The 20866-nt window shown below is 66.7% G+C and carries 24 protein-coding genes and 1 pseudogene; 7 read left to right on the top strand and 18 right to left on the bottom strand.

Annotated elements, in window-relative coordinates; all coding sequences use genetic code 11:
• Window positions 1-77: 77 nt before the first annotated feature.
• Window positions 78-551, top strand: a complete 474-nt coding sequence (locus N4261_RS11455; protein ID WP_261760264.1) for a thioesterase family protein — start codon at window positions 78-80, stop codon at window positions 549-551.
• Here the strand turns inward: N4261_RS11455 and N4261_RS11450 are convergent.
• From N4261_RS11450 to N4261_RS11440, 3 genes and pseudogenes are all read right to left on the bottom strand, one after another.
• Window positions 536-1225, bottom strand: a complete 690-nt coding sequence (locus N4261_RS11450) for a helix-turn-helix transcriptional regulator (protein WP_261760263.1) — start codon at window positions 1223-1225, stop codon at window positions 536-538. The two genes, N4261_RS11455 and N4261_RS11450, sit on opposite strands and share 16 nt — an antisense overlap.
• A complete protein-coding gene (locus N4261_RS11445) occupies window positions 1222-2109 on the bottom strand; it encodes a questin oxidase family protein (RefSeq protein WP_435532061.1) in 888 nt (295 codons plus the stop codon). The genes N4261_RS11450 and N4261_RS11445 overlap by 4 nt, the downstream gene beginning before the upstream one ends.
• Window positions 2110-2136: 27 nt before the next feature.
• A pseudogene (locus N4261_RS11440) lies at window positions 2137-2544 on the bottom strand (VOC family protein); the annotation flags it as partial.
• A 207-nt stretch (window positions 2545-2751) separates the two neighbouring features.
• Between N4261_RS11440 and N4261_RS11435 the strand changes: the two are divergent.
• From N4261_RS11435 to N4261_RS11425, 3 genes are all read left to right on the top strand, one after another.
• Window positions 2752-3228, top strand: a complete 477-nt coding sequence (locus N4261_RS11435; RefSeq protein WP_261760262.1) for a protein-tyrosine phosphatase family protein — start codon at window positions 2752-2754, stop codon at window positions 3226-3228.
• 78 nt (window positions 3229-3306) lie between these two features.
• Window positions 3307-3942 carry a pseudouridine synthase gene (locus N4261_RS11430; protein ID WP_261760261.1) on the top strand — a complete coding sequence of 212 codons (636 nt, stop codon included), beginning with the start codon at window positions 3307-3309 and terminating at the stop codon, window positions 3940-3942.
• A 118-nt stretch (window positions 3943-4060) separates the two neighbouring features.
• Window positions 4061-4852, top strand: a complete 792-nt coding sequence (locus N4261_RS11425; protein ID WP_261760260.1) for an SDR family NAD(P)-dependent oxidoreductase — start codon at window positions 4061-4063, stop codon at window positions 4850-4852.
• A gap of 132 nt (window positions 4853-4984) precedes the next feature.
• Here the strand turns inward: N4261_RS11425 and N4261_RS11420 are convergent, their stop codons facing one another.
• From N4261_RS11420 to rpsP, 6 genes are all read right to left on the bottom strand, one after another.
• Window positions 4985-5974 carry a CobD/CbiB family protein gene (locus N4261_RS11420; RefSeq protein ID WP_261760259.1) on the bottom strand — a complete coding sequence of 330 codons (990 nt, stop codon included), beginning with the start codon at window positions 5972-5974 and terminating at the stop codon, window positions 4985-4987.
• 30 nt (window positions 5975-6004) lie between these two features.
• Window positions 6005-6733 (bottom strand): NUDIX hydrolase, encoded by a 729-nt coding sequence (locus N4261_RS11415; protein ID WP_261760258.1) that lies wholly within the window; start codon window positions 6731-6733, stop codon window positions 6005-6007.
• Window positions 6734-7089: 356 nt separating this feature from the next.
• Complete coding sequence (gene rplS / locus N4261_RS11410) at window positions 7090-7458, bottom strand: 50S ribosomal protein L19 (protein ID WP_261760685.1); 369 nt, start codon at window positions 7456-7458, stop codon at window positions 7090-7092.
• A gap of 274 nt (window positions 7459-7732) precedes the next feature.
• Window positions 7733-8626, bottom strand: coding sequence for a tRNA (guanosine(37)-N1)-methyltransferase TrmD (gene trmD, locus N4261_RS11405; RefSeq protein WP_261760257.1), 894 nt, complete (start codon window positions 8624-8626; stop codon window positions 7733-7735).
• A 153-nt stretch (window positions 8627-8779) separates the two neighbouring features.
• Window positions 8780-9373, bottom strand: coding sequence for a ribosome maturation factor RimM (gene rimM / locus N4261_RS11400; protein ID WP_261760256.1), 594 nt, complete (start codon window positions 9371-9373; stop codon window positions 8780-8782).
• A gap of 29 nt (window positions 9374-9402) precedes the next feature.
• Window positions 9403-9669 (bottom strand): 30S ribosomal protein S16, encoded by a 267-nt coding sequence (gene rpsP, locus N4261_RS11395; RefSeq protein ID WP_261760255.1) that lies wholly within the window; start codon window positions 9667-9669, stop codon window positions 9403-9405.
• Window positions 9670-9905: 236 nt separating this feature from the next.
• On the opposite strand from rpsP, the gene N4261_RS11390 reads away from it, so the two are divergent.
• Together N4261_RS11390 and N4261_RS11385 are read left to right on the top strand one after the other, a co-directional pair.
• Window positions 9906-10517, top strand: coding sequence for a GNAT family N-acetyltransferase (locus tag N4261_RS11390; protein WP_261760254.1), 612 nt, complete (start codon window positions 9906-9908; stop codon window positions 10515-10517).
• 158 nt (window positions 10518-10675) lie between these two features.
• A complete protein-coding gene (locus N4261_RS11385) occupies window positions 10676-11149 on the top strand; it encodes a hypothetical protein (protein WP_261760253.1) in 474 nt (157 codons plus the stop codon).
• Window positions 11150-11412: 263 nt separating this feature from the next.
• On the opposite strand, the gene N4261_RS11380 is transcribed toward N4261_RS11385, so the two are convergent.
• The 9 genes from N4261_RS11380 to murJ all read right to left on the bottom strand — a co-directional run bounded on the left by N4261_RS11380 (window position 11413) and on the right by murJ (window position 20316).
• The gene (locus N4261_RS11380) at window positions 11413-12423 is read right to left on the bottom strand and encodes an inorganic phosphate transporter (protein ID WP_261760252.1); all 1011 of its coding nucleotides are present in this window, start codon (window positions 12421-12423) and stop codon (window positions 11413-11415) included.
• A gap of 21 nt (window positions 12424-12444) precedes the next feature.
• Window positions 12445-13092, bottom strand: coding sequence for a DUF47 domain-containing protein (locus tag N4261_RS11375; protein ID WP_261760251.1), 648 nt, complete (start codon window positions 13090-13092; stop codon window positions 12445-12447).
• Between the two features lie 235 nt (window positions 13093-13327).
• The gene (locus tag N4261_RS11370) at window positions 13328-13681 is read right to left on the bottom strand and encodes a DMT family protein (protein ID WP_261760250.1); all 354 of its coding nucleotides are present in this window, start codon (window positions 13679-13681) and stop codon (window positions 13328-13330) included.
• Window positions 13682-13683: 2 nt separating this feature from the next.
• The gene (gene folK / locus N4261_RS11365) at window positions 13684-14238 is read right to left on the bottom strand and encodes a 2-amino-4-hydroxy-6-hydroxymethyldihydropteridine diphosphokinase (RefSeq protein WP_261760249.1); all 555 of its coding nucleotides are present in this window, start codon (window positions 14236-14238) and stop codon (window positions 13684-13686) included.
• Between the two features lie 61 nt (window positions 14239-14299).
• Complete coding sequence (gene pcnB / locus N4261_RS11360) at window positions 14300-15982, bottom strand: polynucleotide adenylyltransferase PcnB (RefSeq protein ID WP_261760248.1); 1683 nt, start codon at window positions 15980-15982, stop codon at window positions 14300-14302.
• Window positions 15979-16647 carry a histidinol-phosphatase gene (locus N4261_RS11355; RefSeq protein ID WP_261760247.1) on the bottom strand — a complete coding sequence of 223 codons (669 nt, stop codon included), beginning with the start codon at window positions 16645-16647 and terminating at the stop codon, window positions 15979-15981. Before N4261_RS11355 ends, pcnB begins: the two co-directional genes overlap by 4 nt.
• A 22-nt stretch (window positions 16648-16669) precedes the next feature.
• Window positions 16670-17341, bottom strand: coding sequence for a DnaA regulatory inactivator Hda (hda, locus tag N4261_RS11350; RefSeq protein ID WP_261760246.1), 672 nt, complete (start codon window positions 17339-17341; stop codon window positions 16670-16672).
• 432 nt (window positions 17342-17773) lie between these two features.
• Entirely contained in the window at window positions 17774-18547 is a 774-nt protein-coding gene (locus N4261_RS11345; RefSeq protein ID WP_261760245.1) for a SirB1 family protein, read from the bottom strand.
• A gap of 200 nt (window positions 18548-18747) precedes the next feature.
• Window positions 18748-20316, bottom strand: coding sequence for a murein biosynthesis integral membrane protein MurJ (gene murJ / locus N4261_RS11340; protein ID WP_261760244.1), 1569 nt, complete (start codon window positions 20314-20316; stop codon window positions 18748-18750).
• A gap of 164 nt (window positions 20317-20480) precedes the next feature.
• On the opposite strand from murJ, the gene rpsT reads away from it, so the two are divergent.
• On the top strand, window positions 20481-20777 hold the full coding sequence (gene rpsT, locus N4261_RS11335) for a 30S ribosomal protein S20 (RefSeq protein WP_261760684.1): 297 nt from the start codon (window positions 20481-20483) through the stop codon (window positions 20775-20777).
• Window positions 20778-20866 lie beyond the last annotated feature (89 nt).

The raw sequence follows: 20866 nt of genomic DNA, 5'->3' as shown, positions 1-20866 counted from the left end.
CCTGTCGCACGGGTGTCAGGTCGGCTCAGGGGCAGCGCTATCACGCCTGCAGGGGCCGCTGCGATAAGGTCCGGCGCATGACCGACGTGATCAGCCCTTTCGAACCCGAATTCACCGGCAAGCTCTGCGAGATCTTCGAGCAACTCATCAGCTTCAATCAATTGCTCGGCTTGAAGGTCGACGCGCTGGCGCACGAGACGGCCCGGGCCCACCTCCGGATGCGGCCGGAGCTCATCGGTCACTTTGCCCATCAGCGCCTGCATGGGGGCGTCATCAGCGCCACGCTGGATGCGATGGGCGGCCTGGCGGTGATGGCCGCCATCGGCGCCCGTCACCAGGAGGAGCCGCCCGCGCAGCGCCTGCAGCGCTTCGGCAAGCTCGGCACCATCGACCTGCGGGTGGACTACCTGCGCCCGGCCGTCGGCGCCCTCTTCCGCTGCGATGCGGAGGTGCTGCGCCTGGGCAGCCGGGTGGCCAACACCCGGATGTCGTTCACCGATGAGCAAGGTCGCCTGCTCGCCACCGGCGCGGCGGCCTACATCGTGTCCTGAGGCGGCGCATCGGTCGCTTCCCCCGGGACCGCCGCCGCCGAGATTCGATAGGCGCAACGCCGAGCGCCCGCCAGCAGGTGCTCGGTGCGCGCCACCACCCAGTCGGGCCCCAGGCAGCGCTGGAACAGGGCCAGTTCGGAGCGACAGAACCCCTGGCAGCTTTGCGCAGCAGCGCAGATCGGGCAGTGGTCTTCGATCAGCACCCAGTCCCGCCCCTGCCGCTCCACCCGCGCCATGTAGCCCTCGTCCGCCCGGAGCCGCGCCAGCTCACGCAGCCGGTCTCCGGCGCTTCGACAGCGGGCCAATGCGGCGGTGTAGCGGAGGTCGCTGTCACGCTCGCGGGCCGCGATGAGCTGATCCAGCGCCGCCTCGCCCAGCACCGTGCGCACCTGGTGGACAAGCTGCACCGTCAGGTCCGCATGCCGATCGGGAAACCGGCCGTGCCCGGCCGCGGTCAGGGCCCAGAGCTTGCGCGGTCGCCCGACCCGTGGCGCATCGCCGTGATCCTCGCGTCCGACCACCAGGCCCTGCGCCTCCAGGCGTCCCAACAGCTTGTGCGCGCCCATGGGCGTGATCGCACAGGCTGCCGCCAGGGTCGCGGCCGGTAGCGCGCCGCTGCGCTTGAGTTCGAACAGCAGCCGGTCTTCATTGCCGGTCTCGGGGGAGACGGTCATGCCGCCGCCCCGGCAGGCTGCAGACACAAGGCATAACCCGGCCAGCCGCGGTGGCGCCATTCCTCGCGGGCCGCATCGGCGAGCTTGATGCGGTGGTCGTTCAACGTCTCGGAGAGCGCCGGCAGTGCGCGTGTCCAGTCCGCTTCCGAGGCCTCGCCCGCATGCACCCGGTCCCAGGCCGGCGCGGGTCGTTGCATCGAAACATAGGCCGCCAGCCAGGCACGCCAGACGCTGCGCAAGACCTGGTCCTGGTCGACCGGGACACCGCGTGACGCGGCCGCCTCCAGCAGCTCACGAATCGCCAGGGTGCCGGTGATCAGGTGCAGCGCGGCGAAGCCGTGGGTGGGTAGATAGACCGCCAGCGAGGCCTCCGCCAGCGCCTCCATCGACAGGTGCGGTGAGGCCACATGCCGATCGAATCCGGGCAACGCTGCCGCCCGCTGCATGCGGGTGGTAATCAGCGTGCCGGGCATCGGCGCCAGGGTGAGCGCGTCATCGGCGCGCACCTGGTCGATCGCATCGCGCAGCGCCAGCGATCCCTGTGCGCTGCGCGGCGGATCCCCCAGCGGCCGGTCCAGGTCGATGCAGGTTTTCAGCGCCGACGCCAGTTCCCCGGCATGGCCGGACTTCAACGCATAAGCGAGCCGGATCGCAACGTGAAAGGCCTGGCTCTCGGGCGAGGCGAACAGGCTCGTCAGCGCCTGCGCCACCGCGGGTGCGGCGGGACCATCCGCTTGCGCCGGTCGGGAAAGCGGCGCCCAGTGGTCAAGCTGCAGCCGCATGGCCTGCCGCGGGGCGCCGAGCCGCCCCAGCGCCCCCAGCACCATCGGCAGGTGATTGAACAGCGGCATGTCGGCGCGGCCGTAGATCGGTCCGAAGCGCACCGACTCATCCAGTGCCTCATGCAGTCCGGCCGGCCAGGGCGGGCCCTTGAGTTCCACGCCATTGCCATCCGGATCGAACAGATAGAGCGAAGGCCCCTCGCCTTCGGCGCCGTAGCGTGAGCCGTAGGCATCCACCGTCACCCCGCGGTCGGTGAGCCAGCGCCGCAGCGCGGGCTCGTCCAGGGCCTGGACCTTCAGACAGAAGTGATCGACGTTGCGACCTTGCGGGCCCGGTCCGGTGCCGCCTGCGCGACCGAGCTTGCCGTCCAAGGTCACCAGATCGATCAGTTGCGCGCCGGCCCGCAGTTGCACCAGGCCGATCTCGTCCTGGCGGCGCTCCAAGCGGCAGCCCAGCAGCTCCACATAGAAATGCAGCGCGGCGGGGAGGTCCCGCACTCGCAGCACGAGATGGTCCAGTCCTTCGATCGTGATCATGTGGGCCGCTCCGGTCGCGTTGGTCGCGTTGGTCGAGTTGGTCGAGTTGGTCGAGTTGGTCGAGTTGGTCGAGTTGGTCGATGTCGGTCGATGTCGGTCGATGTCGGTCGATGTCGGTCGATGGCTGAATCTTCCGCCGACACCCCCAATAAAACAACTTTTTGTTTATTAACAAGGAGGACGCCAGGGACACACGACAATCGCCCGATGGCTTTCCGATCGCTCCCCCTTCCCGACACCGTGTCCGGTCGACTGTGGCTGCAGTCGATGCCCGGGCGCCGCGAGCCCTGGGGCTTCTTTCTGGACGAGGCCCGTCAGCGGCAGCTGAATCTGGTGGTCTGCCTGAATCCGCTGGAAGAAGTCGCGGAACTCTCCCCTAGTTATCACAAGGCGATTGCCGAGGGCCGGTTGCCGTTCCGGTGGATGCATCTGCCGATGCGGGACTTCGGCCTGGCCTCCGATCCTGATGCCTTCCGGCACGGCGTGGACCAGATCGCCAGCGGGCTGCGCCTGGGTGACCGCGCGCTGCTGCACTGCGCGGCCGGTCTGGGGCGCACCGGCACGGTCGCCGCCTGCGTGCTCAAGCGGCTCGGCCTGCCGGCCGATGAGGCGCTGGAGGCGGTTCGCGCGGCAGGGTCGAATCCGCAGTCGGCGGTGCAATCGGGCTGGATCGATCAGTTCTGACGAATCGCCACCCCGGCGTGCGGGCCGCACCCGTCGTCGAACCGCGGGCGCAAAGACAGCACCTCGACAATCGGCACCATGTCTGCTCCCCTCTCCCTGATTCATGTGGATGCGCAACGCATCGTCATTGCCAAGCCGGCCGGCCTGCTGGCCGTGCCCGGGCGGGGCGAGGACAAGCAGGACTGCGCCTGGTCCCGCGTGCAGGCGCAATTCCCGGATGCGTTGATCGTCCATCGGCTGGATCAGGCCACCTCGGGGCTGCTGGTGTTCGCCCGCGGCGAGGCGATGCAGCGGGCCCTCAGCGAGGCCTTCGCACAGCGGCGGGTCGACAAACGCTATGAGGCGGTGGTGGATGGGCAGGTCGAGCGCGAACAGTTCGACATCGATCTGCCGCTGATCGCCGATTGGCCGAATCGTCCCCGGCAGCGAGTGGACCGCGAGCGCGGCAAGCCCAGCCTGACACGGGTGACGTTGATGGCGAGGGATGCGGGCGCGGGGCGCTCCCGAGTGTCGCTGGCGCCGGTCACCGGGCGATCCCACCAGTTGCGGGTGCATCTGCTGGCGATCGGACATCCCATCCTCGGCGATGCGCTCTACGCACCGCCGCATGCACTCGCGCAGGCCTCCCGCTTGCTGCTGCATGCCTGTGACCTGACACTGCCCGGATTGCTGGGCGAGTCGGCGTTGTCACTGCACTGCCCGCCCGAGTTCTGAGCCGCCGCCTTGACCGATCTCCGCGATCAGCGAGCCGCGTTGAAGCGGTTTCCGATGCTTCTGGACAGGGCTCGACAGGGCCCTGCATCGTTCCACTCCCTTTTTGAGGAAGCTCCACATGACTGCGCATGCCACCGACCCCGCCGCCCGTGCCCTGACCCTCATCACCGGCAGTTCGCGCGGGCTGGGCGAGGCGCTGGCGCTTCAATCGCTGGAGGCCGGTGACCTGGTCATCGGCATTGCGCGCGGCCGCAGCGAATCGCTGGAGCGCTTTGCCCATGAGCGCGGCCTGCCGCTGCAGCAATGGCAAGCCGATCTCTCTCAGCCGCTCGTCATCGCCAAGCACCTCGGTGAATGGTTACGCACACAGCCGATCGACTGGACCCGTGCCACCTTGATCAACAATGCCGGCGTCATCACGCCCCCGGGTCCGGTGGACGGCGAATCGCTGGAGGCGCTCTCCGGAGCGATCCGCGTTGGACTCGAGGCGACGCTGCTGCTGAGCGCCGCTTTCCTCGAGGCCACCCGTGACTGGACGGCCCCGCGCAAGATCCTCAACATCTCCTCGGGACTGGGCCGCCGGGCGATGGCGGGTAGTGCCGTCTATTGCGCCGCCAAGGCCGGCATGGACAACCTCAGCCGCGCGATGGCGCTGGATGAGGAACACAAGGCCGCCACCGGCAGGCCTGCGGCGCGCATCGTCTCGCTGGCACCCGGCATCATCGACACCGACATGCAGGCCCAGCTCCGCGGCGCCGATGACGCTCAGTTCCCGGAACGCCACCGCTTCGCCGAGTTCAAGGCCCAAGGCCAGCTCGCCAGCGCGCAGGACACCGCCACCCGGGTGCTGAAGTTCCTCGCCAGAAACGATTTCGGCCAGCAGGTGCTGGCCGATGTGCGGGACGCCTGACCGGCATCGCTTCCATGCAGGGATCACTTCGGCGATCGCTGCAAGGCGCGGCGCGCCGATGGATGGGCCGTTGGATCGCCCGCTGGATGGGGGAGTGATTCCTGGGCGTCGACGCGTATCCGCAGCGCCCGGTCAGCCCACCATATTGGCCAGCCGCAACAGCGCCAGCAGCAGCATCCACAGCACCACCGATCGCCACACCAGGCCGACCACGCTTTGCAGGTGGCCCAACTGGGGCGGCTGGCCTTCGGTGGAACCTTCGGCGCGGGTGACGTCCATGTCGCTGCCGGCATCGAAGGTCTTGCTGCGGTCCGGCGTCACGCCCGGTGCGGCGCTGCCGCCGAGTTGCACCCCCACCGCGCCGGCGGCGGCCGCGAGGATGATGCCCTCGTTGCTGTGCGCCCAGAGCGCCGCGTCCCGGCGCCAGCCATTCACCGCTTCCTCGAAGTTTCCGACGATGGCGAAGCCGGTGGCCGTCAGGCGCGCCGGCACATGGTCGATCAACCCGAACAGGCGGCGCGAGAGATGCATCAGGCGTTCATTGGTCGGCGCGTCCAGGGTGCGGCTCTTGAAGGCCCAGTAACGTCCAGCGAATTCGGCCATGCGATAGAGCACCGCCCCGGCCGGACCGAGTCCGAAGGCCGACAGCAGCACAAACCAGAAAAACACGCCGAACACATGCCGGTGGGCCGCCAGCAGCGAATGCTCCAGCACATGGCGCAGCAGCTCGGTGCGGGGCAATTCGCTGGCATCCAGGTGGCGCCATTCGGCCAGCAGACGGCGGGCTTCGAGCTCGTCGCCCCGCTCCAGCGCATCGCGGATGTCGGTGAAGTAATGGCTGAACTGGCGAAAGCCCAGGGTGAGGTAGAGCACCAGCACGTTCAGCAGCAACAGCAGACCATCGCTGTAGCGGTTCAGCAACCAGCCGATCACGCCCACCAGCACCGCGGGGCCGACCACCGTGATCGACCAGACCACCGCCGCATGATGCGGGCGACCGGCGTCGAAGTTGCGCCCGGTCCAGCGCACCCAGGCGATCATGCCCTGGTGGACCGGATTACCGTGAGGAAGAGGCTTGAGTTGCTCGCAGAGCAGCGCGAGCAAGACCGCGATGAGGTTCATGGGCGGGGATGATAGCGGCCCGCGCCGGCCTCAGGCCTGAAGGAAACGATACAGGTTGCGAAGCATCGCCGCGGTGGCACCCCAGATGAAGAACTCCCGGTCGCTCAACACCGCGTCCGGGCCGGTCACGGCAAGACCTGTCCCCATCCACGGCATCGACAGGAACTGCCGGCGCCCGCCTTCCCAGTCCACCACATGGCGGCGGTGATGCGCCGGATCCATCAGGAAGCTCAGCGGCACCTCGAAGGCCTCCGCCACTTCGAAAGCATCCAGCCGCAACGCGAAATCCGGCCGGATCAGGGCCACAACCGGCGTCACCTCATAGGCCGTCACCGTCTGATAAACCGGCAGTTGCCCGAGGATGTCGACAAACGGCTCGTCCAGTCCGATTTCCTCCTGGGCCTCGCGCAGCGCGGTGCGTTCCGGAGAGCCGTCCTCCGGCTCCGCCCGGCCGCCGGGGAAGCTGATCTGCCCGGCATGGTCGCGCAGATGGGCGGTGCGCTGGGTCAGCAGCACCGACAAGCCATGGTCGCGCAGCACCAGCGGCACCAGCACCGCAGCCGGCGTCGGCGAGCGGTCGTGCACAAAGCCGCCATCACCCGGGATCTCGGGATCGAACGCGGGCGGGCGAAGGAAGCGCTGCCGCAACGCCGCCGGCGTGAGCCGCTCGGCCGGCACGGCAGGCAGATGCGCGTCGGTCCCTGCGACCGGCACGGTACGGGGATCCTTGATGGGGGGTCGGTTGGCGGGCGTGGACATGGCAATGGGCGGGCGGGACGCAGAGGGACCTGAAAGCCGCGATCGATGCTGCGTCCATCGGTCATCGGCAGGGTCCCGGGGAGCACGCGGACCCAAGGATTCTGCGTGGCTTGGCGGGGTTGCACAGATCGGGCGGGCGAGCGGTTCGGCAAGGCGATCGAGCAACCCGCGTGATCGCCCTGGATGAGCGGCCCGGCGATGCTGCCTGCTCGAGCGATCAGGATCCTGATACTCGCGAATCAGTCGATTCAGTCGACTCAGTCGACCCCTGCTCGCGTCCCGTTGGAGCGCCAGAAACGACAAAGCCGCTCCGGGCAGGGCCTTGGAGCGGCTTTGAAACGACTTGCGTCGAAGGATCAGTCGGCCGACTTGGTGGCCAGCTTTTCCTTGATGCGAGCGGACTTGCCCGAACGCTGACGCAGGTAGTACAGCTTGGCGCGACGGACGTCACCGCGGCGCTTGACTTCGATCGAAGCGATCAGAGGGCTGTACAGCTGGAACGTGCGCTCAACGCCTTCGCCGCTCGAGATCTTGCGGACGATGAAGTTGGAGTTCAGACCGCGATTGCGACGCGCAATCACGACGCCTTCGTAGGCCTGCACGCGCTTGCGGGTGCCTTCGACGACGTTCACGTTCACGATCACCGTGTCGCCAGGGGCGAACACAGGGATGGTCTTGTTCAGGCGAGCAATTTCTTCTTGCTCAAGGGTCTGGATCAGATTCACAGGGAACTCCTGGTGATCGTGCCGGCGCGAATCGGGATGATTCCAAGGCGTGTGGCGCGGGAAGTGCTGACACAGGCCGTCATGAACGGCTGGCAGCGGATGCGCCACGGCCCGAGGGGGGATTCAACCAACGGCGCTCTGCGTTTCGAGACCTCCGCGCTCCCAAGCCCGCTCGGTCCGTGTGAACCGTTCATGCTCGTGAGGGCCGGATGCCCTGAGAACCTGTCGCCGCCCTTGCCCCGCCTTGCCCGGTAGAGGATCGGAAAACCCGCGATTATAGGCGGCGCTTGTCAGCCGTCAAACTCGACAGGAACTGCTCGTCCTGCCGACTGAGTTTTCCATCACGCCGGGCGATCTCGATCAGCTCCGGTCGGCGACGCAGCGTGATCGCCAGCGACTGCTCGCGGCGCCAACGCGCGATCTGGCCATGATGGCCGGACATCAGCACCGGCGGCACCGGCATCTCGCCCTCGGCCGTCTGGAGCACCTCGGGTCGGCTGAAATGCGGGCAGTCCAGCAAGCCGTCGGAAAAACTGTCCTGCTGGTGAGAGGCGGCATCATTAAGGACGCCATCCTGCAGCCGCGCCACCGCATCGAGCATCGCCAAGGCCGGCAGTTCACCGCCGGAGAGCACGAAGTCCCCGAGGCTCAACTCCACCGTCACATGGCGGTCCAGCACGCGCTGGTCGATGCCTTCATAGCGCCCGCACAGCAGGATGGCCCCCGGTCCGGTGGCCAACTCGCGGACCAGGGCCTGGTCCAGGTGTCGCCCGGTCGGACTGAAATGAATGACGACGGGCTCGGCGGACGACGCGGGCGCGGCCACAGGTGCAGCACCGGAGGAGGCATCGATGGCCGCGTTGATGGACGTTTCGGCGGGATCGCTCACTGCGGCCGCGGAGGCAGGTCCGACGCCCGTGCCCTCCCCGCCCCTGCGGTCCGCCCTCACCGCCGCCAGCGCGCGCTCGAGCGGCTCGGCCAGCATCACCATGCCGGGCCCGCCGCCATAGGGGCGGTCATCGACGCGGCGATAGTTGTCCTCGGCGAAGTCCCGCAACGGCCACAGCCGGACATCCACCTGACGACTCTCGTAGGCACGACGCGTCACGCCGACGCGCAGAAACGGCTCGAAGAGTTCGGGGAACAGGGTGAGGACGTCGAAGCGCATGAGCGGAGACGTCGGTGGGGACGTCGGTCGGGAGAAACGTCGAAGGAAGCGAGGAGACTTTGAAGTCCCGTAGACCGCCTGTCGGGACTGCGCGCCGAAACCGCTGGAACAGGGCCTGGACAGGATCTCAGGCGGGCATGGAGCGAGTCCCGCTCAGTAGTCCAGACCCCAGTCGACCGTGATGCGGCGCTCGGATTTGTCGACGGTGTCCACATACGCGGCCACGAAGGGCACGAGAATTTCCTCGTCGGGCTTCACCGGGGCGGTCTTGCCGGCCGGGGCGATGCGCAGCACGCAGTGTGGGCCGGTGTCGAGCAGGTCGACCACCTCGCCCAGCGTCTGGGCTTCCCGGTTGACGACGGTCATGCCGATCAGGTCGACCCAGTAATACTCGTCCTCGTCAGGCTCGGGGAAGATGCTGCGAGACACGAAGATCCGTGCGCCCTTGAGCGCTTCGGCGCCGCTGCGGTCGCTCACGCCTTCCACCTGGGCGACGATGCCGTCACCGTGGTCGCGCACGGAAAGAATCTTGAGAATGGGGGGCACTGCCTGGGGCTTGCCCGGCAGGGCCCGTTCGCTGGGTTGCATGAACCAGCGACGGGACGCGAAGAGGGCCTCGGCATCGGCCGAGTGGGACAGGATCTTGAGCCAGCCCTTGATGCCCCAGGCGTCCAGCACGCGCCCGACTTCGATGGCGTCCTCCGGCCAGGCCGGGGTGTCCGTGGTGAGGTCGGGCGCTTGCTTCATCAGTGAATCGTCAACGTGGGGTCAACGACTCAGGCTGCTGCCGGAGCGGCGGCGGCCTTCTTGGACACGTCCACCAGACGCGCCACCGAAGGCGACATCTGTGCACCGACGCCGATCCAGTAGCTGATGCGATCTTGCGCAATGCGCAGACCTTCGGCGTTGCCGGAAGCCACCGGGTTGTAGAAGCCCAGACGCTCGATGAAGCGGCCGTCACGACGGTTGCGGCTGTCGGTCACGACGATGTTGTAGAACGGGCGCTTCTTGGCGCCACCGCGGGAGAGTCGAATCACGACCATGATCAGTCCTTCAGTGTTTTCAGCGTTCCACCGCACCAGGGAGACACACAGGGGCAAGCAGATCAGGAATAGGAATCAGCGGATGGGGCACGCGTGCGCTGCATGAAACTCCCCAACATCACTCCTGAACTGGCGCCGTAGATACGCCCTCGGATCACTCTCGTGTTCACACCCAAGGACCAGCGCCAAAACCGGGCATTATAAACTCGGCCTTGACGCTTTGTCTTCCTCCCCCAATGACGAACCACACATCCAGTTCCGCACTCCCCACCAACAGCGCCGCACCGCTCGTGATCCGACCCAGCCTGGAGGGCGATATCGCCGCGATCCAGCAGATCTACGAGCATGCCGTGCTGCATGGCACCGGCACCTTCGAGACCGAGGTGCCGGACCGCGCCGAGATGGCGCGCCGCCGGACCGAAGTGCTGAGCCGCAGCCTGCCCTACCTGGTCGCGGAGCGCGACGGCGTGGTGCTGGGCTATGCGTATGCCAATTATTTCCGCCCTCGCCTGGCTTATCGGTACTTCGTCGAAGACTCGATCTATCTCTCGCCCCAGGCGCAAGGCCAGGGCGTGGGCCGATTGCTGCTGGCTGAACTCATCGCTCGATGCGAGGCGGCGGGCGCCCGGCAGATGATCGCGGTCATCGGGGACTCGCAGAATCTCGGCTCGATCGGCGTGCACCGCAGTTTGGGTTTCGAGCCGAACGGCGTGCTGAAATCGGCCGGATGGAAGTTTGGCCGCTGGTTGGATGTGGTGCTGATGCAACGCACCTTGGGCCCAGGTGACACCACATCGCCCACGTCGACACCGGCAACCGCTTCCGGCACACCGGTGGCGGCCGCCTGAGGGCAGCACCGGTCCGCGCGCCGCGCGCACCGGCCGCCACCGGCCGCCACCGGGGGCCTTGGTGTCGACACCCGTTTCGGCGCCGACCCTCCTGTCCCGCCGCCGAGAGGCCTGAAAGGTTCGAAAGGTTGGAAATGCCCGAGACGACCGAGATGTCCATGACGCCCCCGCCGAGCAGCACCACGCCGACCGCCTCCGGGCCGTCGAAGACCGTGGCGACCTGGCTCAGCTTCGCGCTCGGCAGCCTGGGGGCGCACCGCATCTATCTCTACGGCTGGAATGACAAGCTGGCCTGGTTGCATCCATGGCCCACGCTGCTGGGCCTGTACGGCATCCATCGCATGGATGTCCTGGGCCAGGACGACCGCCTCGCCTGGGTGCTGATCCCTCTGCTGGGTCTGATGCTGGCGCAGAGCATGCTGACCGGCATCGTCTACGGCCTGATGCCGGATGACCGATGGGCCGATCGATTCACCCCAGGGCAGCCGACCCGCAAGACCGGCTGGGGCCCCGTGCTGGGCGTCATCGCCTGCCTGATGTTGGGCGGCGCGAGCTTGATGGCGACGATCGCATTCTCGGCGCAGCGGTATTTCGAATCGCAGGTCGAGGCCGCGCAGGAACTGAGCCAGTAACTTAATTGGCAAACGGAAGTTGCGGCAGTTGCGGCAGTTGCGGCAGTTGCGGCAGTTGCGGCAGTTGCGGCAGTTGCGGCAGAAGCGGCAGAAGCGGCAAGCGGCCGAGGCAGGACAAGTGGCAGAACGAGGTCCAGCAACACGTGATCCCCGCTCGACATCCATCACCCCGCTCCCGATGAAACGACAAAGCCCGGCACATGGCCGGGCTTTGTCATGGGGCGTCGCTGACGACCGAGGCCGTCGGGGGCCACCTCATCACCTCAGAACAAGGTGAAGCTCACCCAGTAGAAGAAGCCGGCGATGAAGGCCGAGGCGGGAATGGTGAAGATCCAGGCCCAGATGATGTTGCCGGCCACGCCCCAACGCACCGACGATGCACGCTGCGTCGAGCCCACGCCGACGATCGCGCCGGTGATGGTGTGGGTGGTCGAGACCGGAATGCCGAGCGCGGTGGCCAGGAACAGGGTGATCGCCCCGCCGGTCTCGGCACAGAAGCCGCCGACCGGCTTGAGCTTGGTGATCTTCTGGCCCATGGTGCGGACGATCCGCCAGCCGCCGAACATCGTGCCCATGCCGATGGCCAAGTAGCAGATGCCGATCACCCAGGTGGGCGGCGAATGCTCGCCGGCCGAGGCATAACCCGAGGCGATCAGCAGCATCCAGATCAGTCCGATGGTCTTCTGCGCATCATTGCCGCCGTGGCCCAGGCTGTACAGGCCGGCGGACACCAGTTGCAGACGCCGGAACCAGTTGTCCACCCGCAGCGGCGAGCTGCGTCGGAACAGCCAGGCCACCGCCACCATCAGCAGCGACCCCAGCAAGAACCCCAGCAACGGCGACACGAAGATGAACAGCACCGTCTTGCCGATGCCGCTCATGATCAGCCCCTTGGTGCCGGCCTTGGCGATCGCCGCCCCGACCAGCCCACCGATCAGCGCATGCGACGAGCTCGACGGGATGCCGTAGAACCAGGTGATCACATTCCAGGCGATGGCACCGATCAGCGCGCCGAAGATCACATGGTGATCAACGATGCCGGGATCAATGCTGCCCTTGCCGATGGTGGCGGCCACCTTCAGCTCGAAGAACGCCACCGCCAGCACATTGAAGAAAGCCGCGAACAGCACCGCCTGCTGCGGCTTGAGCACGCCGGTGGACACCACCGTCGCGATCGAGTTGGCCGCATCGTGGAAGCCGTTCATGAAGTCGAACAGCACGGCCAGCACCACCAGCATGGCCACGACCCAGAAGGCCACCTGCATCGTTCCCATGAGAAACGCTCCCGTTCCGGATCAGGAGTTCTCGAGGACGATGCCCTCGATCAGATTCGCCACGTCCTCGCAACGATCGGAGATGGATTCCAGCTGTTCGTAGATCGCCTTCAGCTTGATCAGCTCACGCACATCCTCCTGTTCGCGGAACAGCTTGGACATGGCGGCGCGCATGACGCGATCCGCATCGGATTCGAGCTTGTCGATCTCTTCGCAGGTCTTCACCGCGGCTTCGGCGGTCTGCGGTTGGCTCAGCTTGGGCAGCAGCGACACCGCATGCTGCACCCGCTCGCAGCACTTGGCCGACAGATCGCCCAGACGCAGCACTTCCTCGGGGATCGAGCGCACGTCATAGAGCTGCATGGTCTCGGAGGAGTCCTGGAGCAGGTCCAGGATGTCGTCCATCGCATTGATCAGGCCGTGGATCTGCTCGCGGTCGATCGGGGTGATGAAGGTGCGATGCAGCAGGCGGTTGACTTCGGCGGTGATGCGGTCGGCGTGATGCTCGGCCTTGTCGACCTCGGCAGCGTATTTCTCGCGCAGGTTCAGGTCGTTGTAGTTCTGGATCATCAGCATGAAGGCGCGGGCGCCTTCGACGATCTGAGCACCGTGCTCATTGAACAACTCAAAAAAATTGCCCTCACGGGGCAGCAGCTTGCCGAAAAACATTGAGGCTCCTTGATGAGCAGGGCCCGCGCGCACCCGACTGGCGCAGCAGGCATGCGCACCCACCGGAACACCGCAGAGCATTCCGGTTGCGCGGGCGCGCATCACATCGTCACGAAATTGTCATCACCGTGTCACGCGGCGAATCCAGGAGTGTAGCGGGCCTCACCGCATTGCCGTGGCGCGACGGCACGCGCCGGGCGGCATTCACGCGACACCGCCGGCTGAAAACTTGACCTCAGCTGCGGAAGATGAAGTAAACGGCGCCGAGCAGGCAGACGCCAGCCCAGAGGTAGTCGGTCTTGAACGGCTGATCCATGACGACCATGGAGAACGGGACGAAGACCGCCAAGGTGATGACTTCCTGGGTGATCTTCAGCTGGGCCAGCGAAAAACCGCCGTTGTAGCCGATGCGGTTGGCCGGCACCTGCAGCAGGTACTCGAACAGCGCAATGCCCCAACTGATCAGCGCCGCCACATACCAGGGCTTGGACGCCAGGTCCTTGAGGTGGCCATACCAGGCCACGGTCATGAAGATGTTGGACAGCACCAGCAGTCCTACCGTCTGCCAGCCGGCGGCGGTCGCGAACATGATCAGCTCCTGGAAGTTGAATCGGACAAGGGATCGATCGACGGGTTCACCGCCGCCGCGACCGCGGGCAGGCGCAGCGGTTCAGGTTCTCGGGTGAGCGGCTGATCGACCAAGGCGCCCAGATGGGCAACCAGCGTACCCAGCCCCGGCAAGGTCAACGAAGGATCGAGCTCCAGCAGGGGCCGCAGCACAAAGGCGCGTTGATGCAGTCGGGGATGCGGCAGCGTGAGGCGCTCAGTGTCGAGTTGTGCGCCGTCCTGGATCAGCAGATCCAGATCCAGCGTGCGAGGCGCATGGCGGAAAGGACGTTCCCGACCATGGCGAAGTTCGATGGCCAGCAAGGCCTCCAGCACGACCTCGGGCGGCAGCTCGGTCTCCAACCGTGCGACCGCATTCAGGAAATCAGGCCCCTCGCAGCCGACCGGCGCACTGCGGTAGGCACCGGATACGGCCGACACGCGGATGCCGGGCCAGGCAGCAAGATCGGCCAGCGCCGATTCCAACGCCAGACGCAGGTCGCCGAGATTGGCGCCCAACCCGATGTAGGCCACGCCCATGATCAGCCTGGATGGCGCTTGCCGCCGCGGCCGGCGAAGCCGTCGGTGCAGAGGGCTGGGCTCATGCGTCGCCGTCGGAACCCGAGGAGGATGTTGCGGCGGCGCCTTCCGCCCCACCCGCCGCCTTGGGCTTGCGCCGACGCCGGCGCTTGCGGGCCGGGCTGGCGGCTTTGGCGCCTTCGCTGCCGGCGCCGTCACCGTCGTCGCCCTCGCCCTCGTCATCGGCGTCGCTCAGATCCAGGTCCACGTCGCCCAGCGGCACCGCAGCCGCTGATTCACCGCTGACAGAAGTGCCGACCGCGCCGCGTGCCACCTGATGCACCCGACCGCCGCCCGCCTTCGGACGGCTGCGCGGCGTGCCCTGGCGCTGGGTCTCACGGACTTGCTCCAGCAGCGCGCGACGCTCGTCTTCATCGCCCAGCGCGAAGTCTTCCCACCAGTCGGCCAGCGCGGGATCGATTTCGCCCGCCTCGGCGCGCAGCGCGAGGAAGTCGAAGCCGGCGCGGTAGCGCGGCTGTTCGATCAGGCGATGAGGACCGCTGCCGGTGCGGCGCTCGAAGCGCGGCTGCATCATCCAGATCTCGCGCATGTCCGCCGCCAGCTTGCCGCGGCCGGAGATGTCGCCGACCCGGGCATCGAACACCAGGTCGATCGCCTGCTGCAAGGCCGCCACGGCGCCTTCGCCCTTGTCGGTCAGACGCTTCCAGCGCTGCTGGACCTCACCCCACAGCATGCAGGCCAGCATGAAGCTCGGCGCGACCGAACGGCCTTCGGTCACCCGCTTGTCGGTGTCTTCCAGCGCCAGGCGGACGAACTTGCCGTGCACGTTCTCCGGCAGTGCGCCGTCCTTGTCCAGCACCGCATCCAGGATCGGGAAGATGCCGCGGGCCAGACCCTGCTTGCGCAGTTCGTCCAGGCTGGCCAGCGCATGGCCGGTCTGCAGCATCTTGATCATCTCGTCGAACATGCGCGAGAGCGGCACATTCGCCAGCAAAGCCGACATCGCCGGGATCGGCGCGCGGGTCTTGGGTTCGATGGTGAAGCCAAGCTTGGCGGCAAAACGCACCGCACGCAGGATGCGGACCGGATCCTCGCGGTAGCGGGTTTCCGGGTCGCCGATCATCCGAAGCACCTTTTTGCGGACGTCAGCCAAGCCGCCGTGGTAGTCGACCACCAGCTCGCGCTGCGGGTCGTAATACATGGCGTTGACGGTGAAGTCGCGGCGGGCCGCATCTTCGATCTGCGGGCCCCAGACGTTGTCGCGCAGCACGCGGCCGCTGGCATCCACCACATGCGACTTGCCGGCCAATGCGTCCTTGGACGTCTTCTCGTTGCCCTGTACCTGCTCGGCATCATCTTGCGTGAGCAGTGCACGGAAAGTGGACACCTCGATCACTTCATGCTCGCGTCCCCGGCCGAACACCACGTGAACGATCCGGAAACGGCGGCCGATGATGAAAGCGCGGCGGAACTGGTTCTTCACCTGCTCCGGCGTGGCATCGGTGGCCACGTCGAAATCCTTGGGGCGACGGCCCAGCAGCAGGTCGCGCACGGCGCCGCCGACAATGTAGGCCTCGAAGCCGGCATCAGTCAGGCCCTTGACCACCTTGACGCCGCGCTCATCGAGCAGCTCCGGGTCAATGCGGTGTTCCTCGGCGAGGACTTCCATCCGCTTGCCCAGCGGCGTGAGGATCACGCCGCCCTCCGCCTTGCGCAACAGCTTGTTGATCAGTTTTTTAATCATTCGAACAGCTTCAATATCGGCCAGCCGCGTTCGCACGCCAGCGTTTCAAGCGCCACGCTGGGATTGGTGGCGATCGGGTGACTGACCAGCTCCAGCAGCGGCAGGTCGTTCATCGAGTCGCTGTAGAAGTTCACACGCTCGAAATCCTCCAGGCGCTGGCCCCGGTCACGCAGCCAGTCCCGCACTCGCACGATCTTGCCGGCCTGGAACGACGGCACGCCGTCGACCCGCCCGGTGTAGCGACCGGCGTCGTCCCGCTCCAGCCGCACCGCGATGAGATGGTCCACGCCGAAAGCCTTGGCGATCGGTTCGGTCACGAATTCATTGGTCGCAGTGACCACCACCACCAGGTCGCCGGCATCCAGATGCCGGCGCACCAGTGCGCGGGCATTGTCGCGCAACATCGGCGCGACCATGCGTTCCATGAAAACCTGGCGTGCCGCCAGCGCTTCTTCCAGCGGTCGGGCGCGCCAGACCGAGGTGGCGAAATCGACGTATTCGTCGAGGTTCAGCTCGCCGCGCTGGTATTGGGCATAGAACTCGTCATTGCGGGCCGCCCAGGCCGCACCGTCGGCCCAGCCGATCTCCACCATGTAGGCGCCGAAGGCATGGTCCGAATCCTGGGGAATGAGGGTTCCATCCAGGTCGAACAGGGTGAGATCCACGGTATCGGCTCCTTGCAAGGCTTTACAGCACGCCCTGGTCGGCCAGCATCTGGCGCAACAGCGGCACGGTCACGGCGCGCTTGCTGGCCATGGCGAATTCATCCAGGCCATCCAGCAACGTCATCAGGTGTTTGAGGTCCCGGGCGAAGCGGGTCAGGAGGTAGTCCATCACATCGTCGCTGAGTGCAATGCCGCGCCGATCCGCCTCACGACGCAGCACCGCCCGCACCTCGGCCTCCGACAGCGGCTGCAAGGCGAAGGTCGGCCCCCAGCCCAGCCGGGTGCGCAGGTCTTCCCGCAGGGCCAGGTCGACCGGCGGCTCGGTGCCGGTAGCCACCACCGCCAAGCCCAGCGTGGCAGCCTCGACGAACAAGGCGAAGGCCGCATGTTGCTGGCCGGGGTCGAAGCGCTGACAGTCATCCATCAGCAACAAGCTGGGATGGGACGGCAGCTCCCAGGGCAGCGGCGTGTCGGCGTCATACCAGCCGACCTGCGCACCGGCGGCCTGCCAGCGACGGGCCAGCGCACGCAGCACATGGGTCTTGCCGCAGCCGTGCGGCCCCCAGAGAAACACCGGCGGCGCACCCGCGCCCAAACCCAGCACATGGGTCAGCGCCGCCGCATTGGTGCCGGGCAGCAGGTTCTCGAAGGTGTAGTCGGGCTCCGGGCCCAGCGACAACGGGATCTGTTTCAAAACCACTCTAGCCTTGGATGGAGGGCGGCCGGCAACGGCTCGGCATTCCCGGCGGCCGTCATGCCGCCAGGCGTGGGTCGCGCGGGTCCTGCCCTCATGAAAGCCGCCCTGGGCGAACCAGGGCGGACGGCGGCAATTCTAAGGGGGAACATCCCCCTCGCTCTGGCAGCAGGCAGCACCCGGATGGGCGCCCCATCCAGAGCCCCCTCCCCGCAGCACACCACCACGACCGCTCCGCCAGGACCGCCCTCGATGGGTCACAGGATGAACAGGGTGCGCTGCGCGGCCGCGGCAAGGGCCGGCGCGGGCGGATCGGCCTTCGACGTCACGAGGGTGTGAGCGTCGATCAACCGGCGCTCAAGGACCCCTGGAGGACTTGCGGCACGCCGGCGGGACGGCGACGGCAAGCCCGTCCGAGCCGCACACTCGCCGTCAATGAAAGGTTGCCGGCCCCTGCCCGTCCCGGATCTGCTGGACGCATTGGGCCAGCTCGGCGCGCTCGGCCTGATCGTCTGGCAACAGGGCCACCAGGCGCTGCTGCACCGCCAGCAGACGAGGCAGGTCCTGGCGCTCCATGTGGATCTGCTTGAGGTTGCGAAGCATGCGGGCCAGGATCTGGCGCGGCGAGGCGGTGCCCAGGAAGGCATCCAGCGCCATGGGTTCCTCCGGCGACAGGCCGGCACGATCCCGCCACGGACTGAGGAATTCATCGAGTTCGCCACGACCCAGCGAACGTCCGCTGAACGGATCCAGCACCACCTCACCCTGCGGCAGCCGCAGCTTCATCAGGAAGTGCCCGGGGAAGCTCACGCCGCGCACCCGCAGACCCACATGGCTCGCCAGTTCCATATAGATGATGGCCAGCGAGATCGGGATGCCCCGCCGGGTGGTCATCACCTCATGGATGTAGCTGTTGCCGATGGCGTAGTAGTCGTTGACGTTGCCGGCAAAGCCAAGCTCGCCATGAAAGTACTGGTTGAGCATGCGCAGCCGGTGACTGGGCGGCGCATCGGACGGCAGACGGCGGCGCAGCCGCTCGCCCATGCGGTCCAGCTCCGCCAGCACCTGCTGGACATCCAATCGGGGCACATCGTCCTGCGCGATGGCGATGGCGGCCTCGGCCAGATTGAGACCCTCGTCGTCAGCTACCAGGGTCGCGAAATAGTCCAGCGCCGTCGGCACCGTCCACTGCAAAGGCAAACTCATGCGCCCAAGTCTACGCCCTGTGCGAGCCTCGCGCGGTGATGGATGTCCCATCCTGGCGGCGGCAGACCTGTCGAACCGCATGCTCAGGGCCTGCCGACACGACGCATGGCCGGCCGTCGGCGACCATTGACCGTTGACCGTCAGCCCTCGTCCTGAAGCGACGTCAGCTCAGCCGGCCCTGGACGAATCCGTCAGGTCGATCAGGACCTGCGCACGAACTGCCGCAGATTCAGACCGCTGATCAGCAGCACCGAGAAGTAGAGCAAGGCGGATCCGCCCAGGCTGACGGCCATCCAACCGGCGCGCACGAGCTCGTGACGACCCAGCGCCACCCAGTCGAAATGATGGGCCAGCCACCACTGCAGCGCGCCCATGGCCGCACTGGCGAGGACCACACGCAGGCCGAACAGCCACCACCCCGGCGTCGGGGCATAGCTGCCCAGCTTGCGCAGGCCATACAGCAGAAGACCGGCATTGATCACCGCACCCAGCCCGATCGACAGCGACAAGCCGGCCACGCCGATGCCCAGCCAGAACACGAAGATGCCGTTCATCACCTGCGTCAGCACCAGCACCAGCAGGGCGATCCGCACTGGCGTGCGCATGTCCTGCCGCGCATAGAACCCGGGGGCCAGGACCTTGATGGCGACCAGGCCCATCAGCCCCGCGCCGTAACCCATCACTGCCTGGGCGGTCTGGGCGACGTCTTGCGCGCGGAAGGCGCCACGCTGATACAGCACCGCCACCAGCGGCTCGGCAAATACCAGCAGCGCCACCGCACAAGGCAGCGCGAGCAGAAGGACCAAGCGCAATCCCCAATCGAGCAGCGCGGAATACTGCGCGGTCTCCCCCTTGGCCTGGCTGGCCGAGAGCTGCGGCGTCAACACCACGCCCAGCGCCACGCCCAGCAACGCGATCGGAAATTCCATCAGTCGGTCTGCATAGGTTAACCAGGAGGCAGCGCCCTCGCCCACCGCGATCGCGATCTGGGTGTTGATCACCAACGAGAGCTGGGCCACCCCCACGCCCAACAGGGCCGGCCCCATCTGCTTGAGCACATGGCGCACACCCTGATGCAGGAACGCACGCTTGAGTCCGCCGAAGGTCAAGGCGAACCGAGGCATCAATCCGATGCGCATCAGCGCGGGAATCTGCACCACCAACTGAAGCACGCCGCCGACCATCACCCCCAGCGCCAGCGCATAGATCGGGCGATAGCCCCACGCCTCCAGATGCGGACTCAAGCCATAACCCGCCGCAATCGACGAGAGATTCAGCAGGACCGGCGTCACCGCCGGCACGACAAAGCGCCGCCAGGTGTTCAACACACCCGCCGCCAAAGCCACCAGCGACATGCAGCCGATGTAGGGAAACATCCAGCGAGTCATCACCACGGCGGCCTCGTGGGCCGAGGGCGGCAGACCGGCGCCCAGGGCCCAGACCAGCACCGGCGCACCCACCACACCCAGCACGCAGGTCGCCAGCAACGCCCACAGCAGCACGGTGGCGACCGCATCGATCAGGTCACGGGTGGCGTCGTCGCCGTTCTGCGCCCGGGCGGCGGCCAGTGCGGGCACAAAGGCCTGAGAGAACGCGCCTTCGGCGAACAGACGCCGCAGCATGTTGGGAATGCGAAACGCGACCTGGAAGGCATCGGTCATCGCATTTGCGCCGAACAGATGGGCCACCATCTGCTCGCGAACCAACCCGGTGATGCGGGACAACAAGGTGAAAACCGAAACCACCGAGGCGGTGCGCAACAGATTCATGAGCAGCCTGAAATAAGAGCCGCCGCCGAATGAAAATCCCCCAGGCGGATCCTGGACAGATGGCGGGGAGCGCGCATTATCTTCGGCTTGTGTTCACTGCCCTTGGATTTTCAGTATCGCGCTGCTATACTCGCCGTCTTTGCACCAACTGGACTTTAAAGACAATGGCAAGCTCTTCCAAAGCCAAGAAGAAAACCGTGCGTCTGGCCTCGGGCCGCAAGCGCGCACGTCAAGACGTCAAGCTGAACGCCGCCAACACGGCGCTGCGTTCCAAGTTCCGTACGGTCGTCAAGAACGTGCAAAAGGCGATTGTCACGGGCGATAAGGCCAAGGCTGCCGAGCTGTTCAAGACTGCCCAACCCGTCATCGATTCCGTCGCTGACAAGGGCATCTTCCACAAGAACAAGGCTGCTCGCCACAAGAGCCGCCTGTCCGCCAAGATCAAGGCGCTCGCCGCCTGATAGCAATACCAGCTCTGGTGCAGGAAAAGCCCGCCGAAAGGCGGGCTTTTTCATTGGCGCCTGCAGCTGCGCCAGGGACCGGCGGCGGG

The organism is Roseateles amylovorans, from assembly GCF_025398155.2.
Lineage (GTDB): Bacteria > Pseudomonadota > Gammaproteobacteria > Burkholderiales > Burkholderiaceae_C > Roseateles > Roseateles amylovorans.
Note: the sequence above shows the minus strand (reverse complement) of the source record. Positions and strands in the feature narration are given on the sequence as shown.

What these genes read in the sequence shown, in the direction of transcription:
- folK (WP_261760249.1), bottom strand. Translation starts at nt 14,238, where the DNA reads ATGGGCGTGGCCTACATCGGGTTGGGCGCCAATCTCGGCGACCTGCGT.
- N4261_RS11345 (WP_261760245.1), bottom strand. Translation starts at nt 18,547, where the DNA reads ATGAGTTTGCCTTTGCAGTGGACGGTGCCGACGGCGCTGGACTATTTC.
- trmD (WP_261760257.1), bottom strand. Translation starts at nt 8,626, where the DNA reads ATGCGCTTCGACGTCCTCACCCTGTTCCCCGAACTCTTCGAGCCGTTT.
- N4261_RS11420 (WP_261760259.1), bottom strand. Translation starts at nt 5,974, where the DNA reads ATGAACCTCATCGCGGTCTTGCTCGCGCTGCTCTGCGAGCAACTCAAG.
- rimM (WP_261760256.1), bottom strand. Translation starts at nt 9,373, where the DNA reads ATGAAGCAAGCGCCCGACCTCACCACGGACACCCCGGCCTGGCCGGAG.
- N4261_RS11375 (WP_261760251.1), bottom strand. Translation starts at nt 13,092, where the DNA reads ATGTTTTTCGGCAAGCTGCTGCCCCGTGAGGGCAATTTTTTTGAGTTG.
- N4261_RS11415 (WP_261760258.1), bottom strand. Translation starts at nt 6,733, where the DNA reads ATGTCCACGCCCGCCAACCGACCCCCCATCAAGGATCCCCGTACCGTG.
- N4261_RS11450 (WP_261760263.1), bottom strand. Translation starts at nt 1,225, where the DNA reads ATGACCGTCTCCCCCGAGACCGGCAATGAAGACCGGCTGCTGTTCGAA.
- N4261_RS11380 (WP_261760252.1), bottom strand. Translation starts at nt 12,423, where the DNA reads ATGGGAACGATGCAGGTGGCCTTCTGGGTCGTGGCCATGCTGGTGGTG.
- rpsP (WP_261760255.1), bottom strand. Translation starts at nt 9,669, where the DNA reads ATGGTCGTGATTCGACTCTCCCGCGGTGGCGCCAAGAAGCGCCCGTTC.
- N4261_RS11455 (WP_261760264.1), top strand. Translation starts at nt 78, where the DNA reads ATGACCGACGTGATCAGCCCTTTCGAACCCGAATTCACCGGCAAGCTC.
- N4261_RS11425 (WP_261760260.1), top strand. Translation starts at nt 4,061, where the DNA reads ATGACTGCGCATGCCACCGACCCCGCCGCCCGTGCCCTGACCCTCATC.
- N4261_RS11390 (WP_261760254.1), top strand. Translation starts at nt 9,906, where the DNA reads ATGACGAACCACACATCCAGTTCCGCACTCCCCACCAACAGCGCCGCA.
- murJ (WP_261760244.1), bottom strand. Translation starts at nt 20,316, where the DNA reads ATGAATCTGTTGCGCACCGCCTCGGTGGTTTCGGTTTTCACCTTGTTG.
- N4261_RS11435 (WP_261760262.1), top strand. Translation starts at nt 2,752, where the DNA reads ATGGCTTTCCGATCGCTCCCCCTTCCCGACACCGTGTCCGGTCGACTG.
- N4261_RS11430 (WP_261760261.1), top strand. Translation starts at nt 3,307, where the DNA reads ATGTCTGCTCCCCTCTCCCTGATTCATGTGGATGCGCAACGCATCGTC.
- rpsT (WP_261760684.1), top strand. Translation starts at nt 20,481, where the DNA reads ATGGCAAGCTCTTCCAAAGCCAAGAAGAAAACCGTGCGTCTGGCCTCG.
- pcnB (WP_261760248.1), bottom strand. Translation starts at nt 15,982, where the DNA reads ATGATTAAAAAACTGATCAACAAGCTGTTGCGCAAGGCGGAGGGCGGC.
- N4261_RS11385 (WP_261760253.1), top strand. Translation starts at nt 10,676, where the DNA reads ATGACGCCCCCGCCGAGCAGCACCACGCCGACCGCCTCCGGGCCGTCG.
- N4261_RS11370 (WP_261760250.1), bottom strand. Translation starts at nt 13,681, where the DNA reads ATGTTCGCGACCGCCGCCGGCTGGCAGACGGTAGGACTGCTGGTGCTG.